The sequence below is a fragment of the Anabaena catenula FACHB-362 genome (genome assembly GCF_014698735.1).
In the GTDB taxonomy this organism is placed as follows: Bacteria; Cyanobacteriota; Cyanobacteriia; order Cyanobacteriales; family Nostocaceae; genus Anabaena; species Anabaena variabilis_A.
Genome location: NZ_JACJTQ010000002.1, coordinates 186,243 through 199,778, shown reverse-complemented (window position 1 = coordinate 199,778; position 13,536 = coordinate 186,243). Strand labels below are relative to the sequence as shown.

Sequence of the window (13,536 nt, the reverse complement as noted above, 5' to 3'; positions counted from 1 at the left end):
TTTTGTCCCTTATTTCTCAAAAATCCATGGCCAAGTAGATTTATTCTGTCTGATTAATGTTTGCAAACTTTCCCTGATTTCTCTATTATACAAACCTTGACGAAGATAAATACAACGTACATCCCAAATTTCTTGTGCTAATGCTTCTCTGGGCGATAGGTTTAAATTAGGGCGTTTACCGTAAGACATTGTTTGCCGATGACGACCTCCTTTTCCTGGTGATAAATGTTCCATCATAATGGCAAATCCTTGATCTGTTGTATAATTAAGCGGAACTTTGGCTTTCATAAAAGCATCCGCAGGTATATGATGAGGTGTGAGGTTATCACCTCTACGTCCGGCTTTGAGTAAGTATCCATAAGTGCCTACACTTCCTTCTCCTGGAAGTAGTTGAGGTTGATTATTAATAATCTATTTACTCCTGTTTGGCTATTTCTATTGTTTAGTATTTTGATTATAAAGGAAGACAGGGAATAATTAAATTGTCTGAATCAGGATATCCAGGATTAGAGGATTAACAGGATATTTTTGATCACTTATGGTTTTTGTAAATGATAGGAAATAAATATATTTTTTATCTGAATTAATATTCATCAGCATTCAATATTCACAGAGAATCTACAAATTGCAATCCTCTACATCCTTAAATCCTGGACATCCTGATTCAGACAACGACAATAAACAATCTCCAAATAGTGAAAAAGCCACTTTACCTATTTGTTAATAACTAAAAACTTGAAAGAAATATTATTAGCTTCCCAGTATTCTTTGGCTGAATTGAAAATATCCAATGCTATTTGGTATTGCGTCGGTTCAGCTTGAGCAAAGATATCAGCATGATCATATATATTTTCCTTGAATCCAGGTACACAAAGACGGGCAAGATGCTAAAACCACAATATTTTTAGCATTTTATTTCTTGACCTCATTTAACAGGTGATCATATCTGTTTATTCTGCTTTTGGAGTGTCTTCCTCTTTTGAAGTTCACGATAACGTTGAGAACCTGCGATCGCATATTCAGTCCCAATCGTTACCCCTTGTCTACCACCTGAACTTTGCTTTAGTTTCCACTTCCGCGCTCGTTCCAAATGTTCTGCATCTAATCTCTCATTACCACTGGATCTCAACAAACGCACATTAGTAACATTGCCCTCTGCATCCGTATCAACAGCTACTTCAACCCTGCCCTCAACGCCTCTTCTTCTCGCCCAATCTGGATAATTTGTATTACACTCCCGACAAGCAGCCCTTGCCCCTGATTGTGAGGAAGCATTATTGGTTTGCATATTAGTCTGCAACAGACTATGACGCACATAGAAAAAAGAAATTGAAATTCCCATTAATCCCAATATGGCACTTGCTAGTACAAATTTTCTCGGCTTGGTATTCTTTACGGAAAGGGTTGTTTGAAGTGCGTGAGTTGTTACAGGTTGACTATGAGGTTGAGATTGAGTTTGCTGAACTAAAGATGAAGTATTTGTAGTAAATGTTGCTGTTGATTCCACAACAACAGATGGTTTTGCTGTCACAACACCAGGAAAAATATCAATACCAAGATTTGTAGAGCGATCGCACCAATAGCATTTACCATAAGTTCTACTATAGTAATGACTATCTACCCTGCCACATATAGTTAGCCTATCATTCCCTACCTTTAACGCCTCCAACCACTTCCTAGCCGTAGGGCGGAAATTAGGATTTTTATGCCCATCATTAAAGCATCTCAGAAAACATTGCTGAATCTCTGGATGAACAATCTCCAGGGGAATTGTTCTTGCTACTGCTGCAATTAAATTAGTTGATCCATTAACCCATAAACCCTGACGGATAAGTTCATTTATGTCTGGAGTTTCCCCCGCACCAGTCCACTTTCCCTGAAAAGGATTATTACCACCAAATAATAATTGATAGATAATTACTCCTAACCGGAATCTATCATGTACTTCCGTTTGCTCAATACTATCAAAATCTTTACCAATCAGTTCCGGTGGTGTATATCCCTCAGAACCAACTAAACAATTATAAACCTTACCATTTTTCGGATTTTTCACCTGAAAAGAATCTGTATCAATAATTGAAGGTAAAGCCCGATTATTCACTAAAATATTTTGTGGTTTAATATCTCCCAAAACATAACCAGCAGCGTGCAGTGCTTCAATAATTGAAACAATATTCAGCGCCGTTGTGTGCAGAAACCGCCAATCAATCTCAAGTTTTAAAGCTTGACGACGACGGGGATTATAAACATCAAGAAGTTCTTTTCCATCTTTAATTTCTGGCATCAAAAAGCCCACACAATCACCCTGAGCATTTTTCAACGCCGACTTAGGCCAAGCAAAAGAAACATGATTAAGATGGGAATTTGGCTCTGTGGGTGGATGTGCTATCATTACCGCTAACTTCTGCACCCGTTCAGGTGTTGGAGTATGGTAAATTTTAGCTAAATAACCATTTTGATTAGTTCGCCAAACTTTCGCTTCACCACTATTAGCAATCTCTTCACCCAATAGAGTAATTGATTTCCCCGTACTGGCACAAGTAAGAACTGTCATAGAATTTTAATTAGATGGGTTATATATTTCTAAAATCCTAAAATCTGTAGGTTGGGTTGAGGCTTTGCGTTCGCGGAGCGTGCCGAAGGCATAACCCAACAAAATCTCATAAATATTGAAAATGTTGGGTTTCATTCTATTGCTTCGCAACGCTAACGCGAACAACCCAACCTACAATTTCTAAATCTCTTCTTCAAAGAGACACAAAAGCAAAGTTTTATCATCATCAGTGCGAGAATTTAACCTTTCCGAATTGAGAAAATCAATAATATAATTATCATCATTTCCTCCTGGGTTATCTGTTTCTCGCAAATATTCCTCCAAAGGTTTAAAAAATGGCGGATGAGGTTTCCAGTCACTTAAGCGAATTGCAACTTTTTCTAATCCATCAGTAGAAGCACAAATAAACTCTTGTTTTCCTGAAATTACCTGTACTTGCATTTCCTCCAGCGCATTAGCTGAAGTCACAAAAGTTGTTTCGTTGAAAAATTCCCCCTTATCTGGTTCAAACAACAATTGATATTCCGCATCTTGGGAACGCACCACCATAAATCCATCCCCAATTTGCATCGCTGCAACCCATTCAGGAGTAGCCACAAAAACTAAAAGAGTACAAGCTAAATCATGAAATGAATAACCTTTATTAACTGCTTGTTTGTTTAACGCAGTAATAACTTCCTTGACAAATTTAGTAAAAACTTCCTTAGCTTCTATTTCCGAAAGTGGTTGAGAAAAACCTTGTTTATCAGGAAGTTCATTAATATCAGTAAAGCATTTAATTACAGTTTTTACCGCCAATTTAGAACCAATATGAGAAGATTTAGCACTACCCGCACCATCAGCAACCACACCGACAATCACATCATTAAAAATGCGATAATCTCCGCAATCTTGACAAGGTATTTTTTGCTCTTGATGACTTGTTCCCATAGCAGAACGAGCGATCGCTTTCCAACCCACAATAAATAAATCCTGTATATTTTATTAGATTTTATAGGATGTTTGTAACTCAAAACCCCTCTGGTAAACCTCTACCCTACAAGGGAAGAGGCTTTAAAACTCCCCGTTTCACCACTTATCTTTTCTTTTCATGTTCCCTCTCCTAAGAGGAGAGGGTTAGGGAGAGGTTCTTCTAGCTTATACACCCTCTAAGTAGTAATTTGACCCCATCCCACCGGCGGTAATGCTACAGCTTCCCCTACTTTGCCACTAGAAACCCGTTTCATAGAAGTGGAAAGCCAAACAAATAAAGAGCGAAAATCTAAGCCATTCAGCATCACTGGAGGACGAGGTGCAATTTGTTTAAGTTTGTTCATATCTGCACCTTGAACACCAACAGTAAAAAACAACATTCGGCGCTGTGCTTCTTCTTCTCTCACCCTTTGCGCTGCACCTTCCCAATAATCTGTAGGCGCACCGTCGGTAATTAAAAATACCCAAGGACGATAATAGAGAACACCGTTATCCTTATAAGACTGTTTGCGGGTTTCCAATAAATCTAAAGCGTATTCTATGGCTTCACCCATTGGTGTCACACCCTCTGTTTCTAGCTTGGGCGCTATAAAATTATCAATGGTGACAAAATCTTGCGTCAGTCGCACAGGGCCAAAGGTGACAATAGCAACTTCTACACTTAAAGAAGCTTGAGCATCTTTCATCACATCTTCTTTAAAAGCCGCTAAACCTCTATTTAACTCCTGTATGGGTTGTCCTGACATTGAGCCAGAGGTATCAAGTAAGAGAATTACCGGACAACGATTTTCCGGGTTTTCCACGAATTCAGGCAAACCAACTGGCATTTAGATACTCCTGTTTAAACAAAACTAGATGTAAAATGTATAAATTTTTTACTTGTGAATACATAGTTTAACAGTAGTATTATTACGTAATCAATACCCATAACAGCGAAATTTGATCAATCTCTCTGAAGCGAAAATTTAGCTACTGTTAAATATTAATTCCTTCTTTCCAAGATGCTACGCGATCGCAGTGATAGTCTGTAGAACTCAGCCTCTGTCTACGATACGCTCCGCAAACATAGAGAAGGTATCGCAAAAAGACATGATTCTGTAAAATTAGGTAAACTAAATTTTTAACGTAATTCACCAAAGACCATAGCTAACTCATGCAATTGCAACTCAGTGGATCTAAATCTACCCTAGCTTCCCTACTATTAATTGCCCCCTTTTTCCTTTGGGGTACGGCAATGGTAGCAATGAAAGGGGTAATCCCTCACACCACACCACTATTCATGGCAGGGGTGCGGTTATTACCTGCGGGTGTGTTAATTTTGATAGCTGCCGCATTCATGGGTAAACCCCAACCTCAAGGGTGGTTAGCATGGCTGTGGATTATCCTATTTGCCCTTGTGGATGGTACGCTGTTTCAAGGTTTTTTGGCAGAGGGTTTAGTAAGAACCAGTGCAGGCTTAGGTTCTGTAATGATTGACTCTCAACCTTTGGCTGTGGCTTTGTTGTCCTTATGGCTATTTCAAGAACATATTGGTTTGTGGGGATGGCTGGGGTTAGGATTGGGAGTTATGGGTATTAGTTTAATCGGCTTACCCCAAGAGTGGATTTTTCATCTTCTCGACTCAGGAGTAAATATCACAACCGACAATTGGCAACAATTATTTGCTAGTGGTGAATGGTTGATGTTACTTGCAGCTTTGTCAATGGCTGTGGGAACCGTACTCATCCGCTATGTATGTAAGTATACTGACCCAGTAACGGCTACAGGATGGCATATGATTTTGGCTGGGTTGCCTTTGTGGGGCATCTCCTCAGTGGTGGAAGTACAACAGTGGCAAAATCTAGTAATATCTGATTGGTTAGCTTTAAGTTACGCCACCATATTTGGAAGTGCGATCGCTTACGGCTTATTTTTCTACTTTGCTTCTAGTGGAAATCTGACTAGCCTGAGTTCTCTTACCTTTCTCACACCCGTTTTTGCATTGATATTTGGTCATCTTTTTCTCTCAGAAGTCCTCACCCCCATTCAGTGGGTAGGAGTATTCCTAACTTTAATTAGTATTTATTTAATCAACCAACGCGAAACTCTAGCAGGACAAAATCACAAAGTTATTATCAATGAAAACACTAATCAACAGCAACCTATTTTAGAAGCATCTATCACTAAAAAGTAGCATACAATCACCTTAGATGTAAGAGAATATCAACTAGAAATTTTACCCTAACCAAGTCAGTGGGAGATGAGGAAAATGAGGGTTAAACCGCAAAGATCAATTACCAATTACCAATCAGTAATTCCCTATTCCATTTTCATATTAACTTCTTGTATTGGACTGGGTTTGTACCCCAGCCGCGCTATCACGGCTACAGTGGAATCAACACCTAATCCAACAACAGTTCTCAGTCCAGGGGTTAAAGGTGCAGAAGTACAAGTCATCCAAGTCCAACTCAAAGCCTTAGGTTACTATAGCGGCTCCATAGATGGAGATTACAGTCCCAGCACCCAAAATGCTTTAGCTCAATTTCAGCAAGCACAAGGTTTGAAAAGAGCAGATGGTGTTGCCGATTGGACTACCAGACAGCATCTTAAATCAGTTTTATCAGGGAAAATTCAATGTAATACTTCTGCTCCTATCACTGAAGAAAAAAATCCTAACATACAATCCCAACAAGAAAATTCCATTTGGTGGAGATTAATAAGTTTTGGAGTTTTAGGAACTCTGGGTGTATTGTTTTACCTAGCACAAAAGTTATCTGAAAGTAAACTACTTATAGAAGGGACAGACTCAGAACAACTACTTTTAAATCCATCCTCTCAAAAAAGTCCACAATTTTTTTTAAACCCTGCACCCACCGTTCCCTCACCAAGATCAACAGAATTATTAACATCTCAACAAACTACTGTAATTTCCGCATTGAGTATTGCCGATGAATTGATGAAAGACTTACACAGCAATGATGCTACAAAACGACGCAAGGCTATTTGGCATTTAGGGCAGCAAGGAGACTCCCGTGCCATTAAACCATTAGTAGACTTGATGCTTAGTGCTGATTCTCGACAACATAGTTTAATTTTGTCAGCGTTAGCAGAAATCGGCATTCGCACACTCAAACCGATGAACCGAGCTTTAGCTATTTCTATCCAAGATGAAAATCCTCAAGTCCGACAAAATGCTATTCGTGATTTATCTCGCATTTATGACATGATGAGTCAAATGAGTCAGATGTTGCGCCATGCGATGGAAGACGAAGATCCAGAAGTACAAGCTACAGCACAATATGCGTTAAATCATATGAATCGAGTGCGTGTTTTACCGAATCTAGATGAACATCTGGAAGATTCACACCCAGAACCGCAACCTTAAGTCTATATAGGGCTTGCTGAAAAAGTCTTTTCGTGAGGGCTAGGAGTCAGGAGTCAGGAGTCAGGAGTCAGGAGTCAGCACTTCGACTACGCTCAGTGACCGGAGGAAGAATTAGAAGGAGGTAAGAATAGTCTCGAATCTGTAAAAGTGATAGGTAAATGAACGGTTTCAACGCCTATTCCTTGCACCTAATTCATCCTTTTCAACCCTGAAAGTGTTAATATATCAAGGTTTTATGTTTATATGGCTTACGCCACGCTCCGCTATCAGCAAGCCCTATATAATTAAGAATATTCTGAATGTTCATTCCCCCACCCCTTCAACCTGGTGATTTATTGCGCGTCATTGCCCCAAGCGGTGCATTGCGAGAATTTGAGGCTTTTAATAAAAGTGTAGAAATTTGCAAATCCCACGGCTACCGAGTTAAAATCAGCGATCGCATAGATGATAGACATGGTTATCTTGCCGGTACAGATGCCCACCGTCGTCACCAACTAGCAGCAGCATGGCAAGACCCAGAATGTCGTGGTATTATCTGCGCTAGAGGTGGTTTTGGTAGTACCCGCATTTTAGAAGATTGGACTTGGCAACAAAATACAGCAGATCCTAAATGGTTGATAGGCTTTTCTGATATCACAGCCCTACTCTGGAGTCTCTATAACGCCGGGATTTGCAGTGTACATGGACCCGTACTCACTACCCTGTTAGATGAGCCAGAATGGTCAATACAGCGGTTATTTGACATTTTAGAAGGTCGTCCCCTCGCACCTTTAAAAGGCAAAGGTTGGGGTGGTGGTACAGTAACAGGTGTGCTACTTCCTGGTAATCTGACAGTAGCAACGCATCTTTTAGGAACACCGATTTTACCTAACCTTGATGGTGTAATTTTGGCGTTGGAAGATGTCACAGAAGCACCTTATCGAATTGATAGAATGTTAACTCAGTGGCGATTAAGTGGAGTTTTATCTAAAGTTCGTGGTATTGCTTTGGGAGGGTTTACCAAGTGTGAAGCACCACCTCATATACCGAGTTTGAGTATAGAGGAAGTTTTGAGGGAACGGTTGGGTGATTTAGGAATTCCCATCGTTTCAGATTTACCCTTTGGTCATGATAGCCCTAATGCAGCTTTGCCTGTGGGTGTACCAGTAACATTAGATGCGAATCAGGGAATATTGGAAATTCCAGCATACTAGGAATTTTCTTCAAACCCACCTACGGTAGCAACGAGCCGTGGTATAGTAAGGGTGAAAAATTTCCAAAAACTTACTCTGAATAGTTTTGAAAAAAGCTTCTATTATTTGCGGATCATCCAAATGAAAAAGATAATCTTGATTAAAGCCTTTGAAAAAATGCCAATTCAGAATAGCTTTACCTTCTGGTGTTAAGGCTTGATGGAACGAAAGCAACTGTTCACAGGGATCTGGTAAATGTTCTAAAACATCAAAAGAAATGATTGTATCAAAAGTATTTTCTGGAGGCATTTCTGAACAAAAAACTATTTTTTGACTTAGCCCTAACTGTTCGGCTCGATGACGAACAAAATCACGATTCAGAGGATTAATATCACAATAAATTACTTGTTCAACTTGAGGACAAAGGGCAGCACAAATAGTATGAGTGCCAATCAATCCCACCACCAAAATCTAACACCCGATTTTGGGCATGATCTACAATCAAAAATAACGTATTTTCAATATTTTCAGGGCATTCTAAATGACATGCTCCCAACTCAAATAAATACATTTCTCATACTTTGTCACTATAAAAAGTAGTTGCAGTTTCCCAATCAAAATCTCTATGTCCTAACTCGGCTAACTGTTGTGTACCTGCGGCTAATTTTTGCTCTAGTGTTTCTGAATCCAAATGCAAAAATTCTTGTAAATGCTGTTTTAAGTTAAATGAATCTTGGTAAGAATCACTTAAAAAAGCTGGGAGTGCAACCTGAGCAATAAATTGAGATTTGACTATGAAGTAAATTTTGTTTTTCTATTGTAGCAGAAATTGTATCATTTTTTTCATTGAAATTTAATTATAATTTTTAATCATATCAACCTGTATGCTGATATCATCAATAGTGTAAAATTACTGTAAATCGAGATAAATTAATCATCGTATTTATTCGAGGAGTAAATAATTTATGGATAGAAACTTAATCATTGATGTTGGTGTTCACACAGGTCAAGATACAGAATTTTACTTAAAAAAAGGCTTTCGAGTTATTGGTATTGAGGCTCATCCTGACATTTATGAATCTGCAAAAAATCGCCTCAAGTCTTATGTAGAAAGTGGTCAACTTACCCTTTTAAATGTTGCTGTTTCACCCAAGGACGAACCTATCACTTTTTATGCCAACTTAGACAGAAGTTTTTGGGGTACTATTTCACCAGAGAGAGTAAAGGAAAGCGATCGCTCTTTTGGGACTCGTTCGGTGGAGATGACTGTACAAGGACGCAGATTTGAAAGCATTTTGGAGGAGTTTGGCATTCCCTACTATCTGAAAGTAGACATTGAAGGTGCTGATTTATTATGCGTCAAAGCATTACAGCAATTTGACACTAAACCACAGTTTATATCCATAGAATCAACCAAGGCTTCTTGGGATGCATTATTAGCAGAACTTCAGTTATTGAAAGAACTTGGTTATCAGAAATTTAAAGCAGTCAACCAAGCAAAAGTAACTCAACAAGTTTCTCCATCACCACCACGAGAAGGTAAATATATTCCCTATCAATTTGAATATGGTGCTAGTGGACTTTTTGGAGAAGAGACACCAGGTACTTGGCTATCACAAAGTGAATTAATCAAAGCATATAAAGGCATTTTTACAAACTATAAAATATTTGGAGTTAAGGGTATTATTTATCGTTTTTCTATCGGTAAAATTATATTAGAAAGTCTGAAAATCAAAGAACCTTGGTATGATACTCATGCTAGTTTATAAAATCAGCAACTAGATATAGCATATCCTAGCCTACTGAAGTACAAATTTATCTGTGTTTATCTGCGACCATCTTCTTCTATCTGCGGTTAATTCTTTCTTCCTGTACCTCACTTAAATGGAAATAGCTACAGCAATCTGATTTGATTTATGAATTGATTTGCGTAGAGAGGGAACAGGGTACAGGACAGGAAAGAAGGGAAACAAGGCACAAATATGTGTACTGAGTTTTTTCTAAAATAAATTTGGATAAATTTCCAAAATCTTTTCCAGATAAATTGTTAAATAGAATCATGATATATATTATATGTTCATGATTTTATTACTGACATAAACTTACTTTAATTCAATTAATCAGCCCAAATTAATCTTCTATGACTCCTATCAACTTTGATCCAATTCCTGAAATATCTGTAGTCATCTGTACCTACAATAGAGCAACATATTTGGATAATACTATTAATAGCGTTATCAATCAAACTTTTACAGAATGGGAACTAATTATAGTAGATGATGGTAGTCTGGATCATACATTTGAAGTAGTGAATCCTTATCTAGAAAAATTCAACAATATTCGTTATTTAAAACAGCAAAACAAAAAACAATGTTATGCTAAAAATGCGGGAATTCAAGCATCATTTGGCAAATACATCACATTACTCGACAGTGACGATTCATATAAACCCAACCATTTAGAATCGCGCATTGAATACATGAAAGGTAATCCAGACATTGATTTGATTGAAGGCGGTTTTTTTAGTAAAGAAGAAATTATTGTTGCTGATTATTATCAACCAGGTAAATTAATTAATCTAAGAGAATGTGTTTTGGGTCCGACATTTTTTGGCAAAAGAAAAGTCTTTTTTGAACTAGGTGGATTTAAACATATTACCTATGGGGAAGATACAGATTTTTGGGAAAGAGCAGAAAAAATATTTAAAACTCAAAAAATCACTGCACCAGAAACTTATGTTTATACAAGAGCAGAAACAAGTGTGACCAAAAGCTTTTTAGCCACGCAATAATTTTCTAGTTTATTTTATTTCAATCAATCGTTGTTTCCACTCTAAAACATTCCTGTGTTTACCTTGAATAAACCAATAAAATAGTGAAATCTAATCAGCATATTTGTCATTTAGTTTTAAGTAATATTGGTGGAGCGCCTAGAACTGCAAATTCCCTAATTGCTTCCCAATCTCAAGCTGGTTACAAAGTCTCAACAATAGTATTGACTGATTTAGATTCACGATGGATAGTTGATTTTCAAGCTGCTGAAAAACTCATAATTATGAAAGTTGCTGGCGGTTTATTTTATATCGGGGGAGCGATACATCAAATATGGATAGCTATACAGTTAAGTAAATTAATTGCTGAATTAAAACCAGATATTGTTATTGCTCATACTGCATTTATAACCAAACTTTTTTATCTTTCTCAACTGATTCCAGGAAGTCTAAAAACTCCCTATATTAGTTATATTCATACTGATTTTATTTCTGAATTACAGGCTGAAAGCAAAACCAACTCACTGATAGGAATATTTCAAAACTTATCTATAAGTATTGATAATTGGATGAGTTTGCGTAGTCTTCAGCAAGCTAGTGGATTAGTATTTGTTTGTAAAAGTCTATATGAAAGATTCTTAAATCTGGGTTTAAATCCTCGTCACATAGCAATATGCTATAATCCCGCTATACCTGATACAAATAATCAGCCGTTAAATTCTACGGCTGAGTCATGGTTAAAAAATCATGAGTTAATTACTTTTGTATCTGCTGCTAGATTTCATCATCAAAAAGATCATCCAACTTTACTGAAAGCATTTGCTCTAGCTAGTCAGCATCATTCTAATATCCGGTTAATTTTACTAGGAGATGGTAATTTAGAAACAGAAATGCAAGAATTGGCAAATTCTTTAAAAATTAGTGATATTGCTCTTTTTACAGGAACTGTTACTAATCCTAGAGCTTATTTTTCATTATCTAGGGCAGTAATACTTGCTTCTCATTATGAAGGATTTGGTATGGTGCTGGTAGAAGCTGTAGCTAGTGGAGTCACCTTTATTGCCAGTGATTGTCCAGTTGGACCACGTGAAATTTCTGAAGTATTAGCATCGGGAACTTTAGTACCACCAAATGATGTGGATGCTTTGGCAAAAGCAATTATTAATCAAGTGGAAACTCCAAAGGAGATAATAGACCGTTCTGAGCAAATAGAACGATTATTTAGTGAGTCTAGTTGTGCTAATAGCTTAGAAATGCTGCTTCATCAAATTATTGCTCAACAAATCTAATTAGTTAGTAATAATGTCCAAAACAACCTATTGTTTAGATGAATCTTAGGTATGAATATTCATTTTTTATTAATGAAAATAATTAATTTTGACAATCAATTTTTACAATGGATAAGTCGATTTTTTAGCTTAGTAATGATTTTTGCTTTTTGTCTGATATTTTTATTCAGTTGTCAACCAATAACACCAAAAGACAAAGGTATAATTCACCTAGAACTCTGGCATTCAATCAATCCACCTGCAAATAGATACTTTTTTCAAACCCTGGTGAACAAATTTAATCAAACTCATCAGAATATTCAAGTTGAAGCTATCTTTGAACCTGAACCTCAATTACCAAAAATATTAACAGCATTTGTTGGTAAAGCACTGCCAGATATTCTGTCATTCTATCCAGAATATACTGGGCAATTTGCAGAATTAGGAGCTATTCAACCATTAGAAGATTGGTTGGAAAAATTGCCACTAAAGTCAGATATTAGACCTAATTTATTAACAGCAATGCAGTTAGATGGTCACATTTGGTCAGTGCCAATGCACACTAGTAATATTGGTATTTTTTACCGACCTAAACTTTTTCAAGCTGCGGGAATCACAGAAATACCTAAGACTTGGGAAGAATTGAGAGAAGTTGCTAAAAAATTGACTATAGACAAAAATGGAGATCATAGACCTGAACAGTATGGAATATTGCTGCCTTTAGGGAAAGGAGGATGGACTGTATTTAGCTGGTTCCCCTTTTTATTTAGTGCTGGGGGAGAGGTTGTCACTAATAATTACCCAAATTTAACAAATGCAGGTGCGATCGCTGCTTTACAATTTTGGCAAGACCTGATAAAAGATGGCTCAGTTCTGCTTTCTGCTCCCGAACGAGGTTATGAAGAAGATGCTTTTCTTAATGGTCGTGTGGCAATGCAGATTACTGGACCTTGGACATTGATTATGAAATCTGAAGTTGATCACCAAGTATTTCCTATACCCAGAGGAGTGATACCTGCTACAGTCACAGGCACTAGCAGCTTTTTTGTCATGAAGACATCACCAGCCAGAAAAAAAGCTGCATTTCAATTTCTAGAGTATGTCTTAAGTGAGGAATTTCAAACCGAATGGAGTACAAAAACGGGATTTTTCCCAGTGACATTTTCTTCTACTCACAGTCAAACTTATCAACAGTTCATCGATAGCAAACCATTACTAAAAGTATTTGTTGATCAATTACCTTTAGCACATTCTTTACCCTCCATAGCTGGATATAGTCGTATAGCGGAAAGTTTAGGTAGAGCAATTGAGGCAACCTTACTAAGTAAATCTTCTGCTAAAACTGCTTTAAAAGAGGCTCAAGAACGGTTAGAAGTGATTTGGAGTGAAAAATAAATTAGCAATTCTTGACAAAGTTTCAATTTCTAACCCACTCT

13 protein-coding genes and 1 pseudogene are annotated in these 13,536 nt (G+C 37.3%); 7 read left to right on the top strand and 7 right to left on the bottom strand.

The features are described 5' to 3' along the window. Positions 1-9 precede the first annotated feature (9 nt). From H6G68_RS02820 to H6G68_RS02805, 6 genes are all read right to left on the bottom strand, one after another. Positions 10-288 carry a hypothetical protein gene (locus tag H6G68_RS02820; RefSeq protein WP_190905254.1) on the bottom strand — a complete coding sequence of 93 codons (279 nt, stop codon included), beginning with the start codon at positions 286-288 and terminating at the stop codon, positions 10-12. 425 nt (positions 289-713) lie between these two features. Next, positions 714-848, bottom strand: a complete 135-nt coding sequence (locus tag H6G68_RS27850; RefSeq protein ID WP_422595382.1) for a barstar family protein — start codon at positions 846-848, stop codon at positions 714-716. 92 nt (positions 849-940) lie between these two features. Beyond that, entirely contained in the window at positions 941-2,554 is a 1,614-nt protein-coding gene (locus H6G68_RS02815) for a TonB family protein (protein WP_190905253.1), read from the bottom strand. A gap of 6 nt (positions 2,555-2,560) precedes the next feature. Further along, positions 2,561-2,689 carry a hypothetical protein gene (locus H6G68_RS27545; RefSeq protein WP_277925351.1) on the bottom strand — a complete coding sequence of 43 codons (129 nt, stop codon included), beginning with the start codon at positions 2,687-2,689 and terminating at the stop codon, positions 2,561-2,563. A gap of 45 nt (positions 2,690-2,734) precedes the next feature. Next, positions 2,735-3,514: a protein phosphatase 2C domain-containing protein gene (locus H6G68_RS02810; RefSeq protein ID WP_190905252.1), complete on the bottom strand. Its 780-nt coding sequence runs from the start codon at positions 3,512-3,514 to the stop codon at positions 2,735-2,737. 188 nt (positions 3,515-3,702) lie between these two features. Further along, a complete protein-coding gene (locus H6G68_RS02805) occupies positions 3,703-4,353 on the bottom strand; it encodes a vWA domain-containing protein (protein WP_190905251.1) in 651 nt (216 codons plus the stop codon). A gap of 326 nt (positions 4,354-4,679) precedes the next feature. Between H6G68_RS02805 and H6G68_RS02800 the strand changes: the two genes are divergently transcribed. The 3 genes from H6G68_RS02800 (at position 4,680) to H6G68_RS02790 (ending at position 8,083) form a co-directional block, all read left to right on the top strand. After that, a complete protein-coding gene (locus H6G68_RS02800) occupies positions 4,680-5,699 on the top strand; it encodes a DMT family transporter (protein WP_190905250.1) in 1,020 nt (339 codons plus the stop codon). Positions 5,700-5,774: 75 nt separating this feature from the next. After that, a complete protein-coding gene (locus tag H6G68_RS02795) occupies positions 5,775-6,890 on the top strand; it encodes a peptidoglycan-binding protein (protein WP_190905249.1) in 1,116 nt (371 codons plus the stop codon). A gap of 299 nt (positions 6,891-7,189) precedes the next feature. Beyond that, positions 7,190-8,083: a S66 peptidase family protein gene (locus H6G68_RS02790; RefSeq protein ID WP_190905248.1), complete on the top strand. Its 894-nt coding sequence runs from the start codon at positions 7,190-7,192 to the stop codon at positions 8,081-8,083. Positions 8,084-8,092: 9 nt separating this feature from the next. On the opposite strand, the pseudogene H6G68_RS02785 reads toward H6G68_RS02790, so the two are convergent. Beyond that, positions 8,093-8,840 (bottom strand): annotated as a pseudogene (locus H6G68_RS02785) (class I SAM-dependent methyltransferase). A gap of 187 nt (positions 8,841-9,027) precedes the next feature. Here H6G68_RS02785 and H6G68_RS02780 point away from each other — a divergent pair. The 4 genes from H6G68_RS02780 (at position 9,028) to H6G68_RS02765 (ending at position 13,495) form a co-directional block, all read left to right on the top strand. After that, on the top strand, positions 9,028-9,831 hold the full coding sequence (locus tag H6G68_RS02780; protein ID WP_190905247.1) for an FkbM family methyltransferase: 804 nt from the start codon (positions 9,028-9,030) through the stop codon (positions 9,829-9,831). A gap of 371 nt (positions 9,832-10,202) precedes the next feature. Next, entirely contained in the window at positions 10,203-10,853 is a 651-nt protein-coding gene (locus tag H6G68_RS02775; RefSeq protein ID WP_190905246.1) for a glycosyltransferase family 2 protein, read from the top strand. A gap of 83 nt (positions 10,854-10,936) precedes the next feature. Further along, positions 10,937-12,121 (top strand): glycosyltransferase, encoded by a 1,185-nt coding sequence (locus H6G68_RS27540; protein ID WP_190905245.1) that lies wholly within the window; start codon positions 10,937-10,939, stop codon positions 12,119-12,121. 51 nt (positions 12,122-12,172) lie between these two features. Then, complete coding sequence (locus H6G68_RS02765) at positions 12,173-13,495, top strand: ABC transporter substrate-binding protein (RefSeq protein ID WP_190905244.1); 1,323 nt, start codon at positions 12,173-12,175, stop codon at positions 13,493-13,495. Positions 13,496-13,536: the final 41 nt, after the last annotated feature.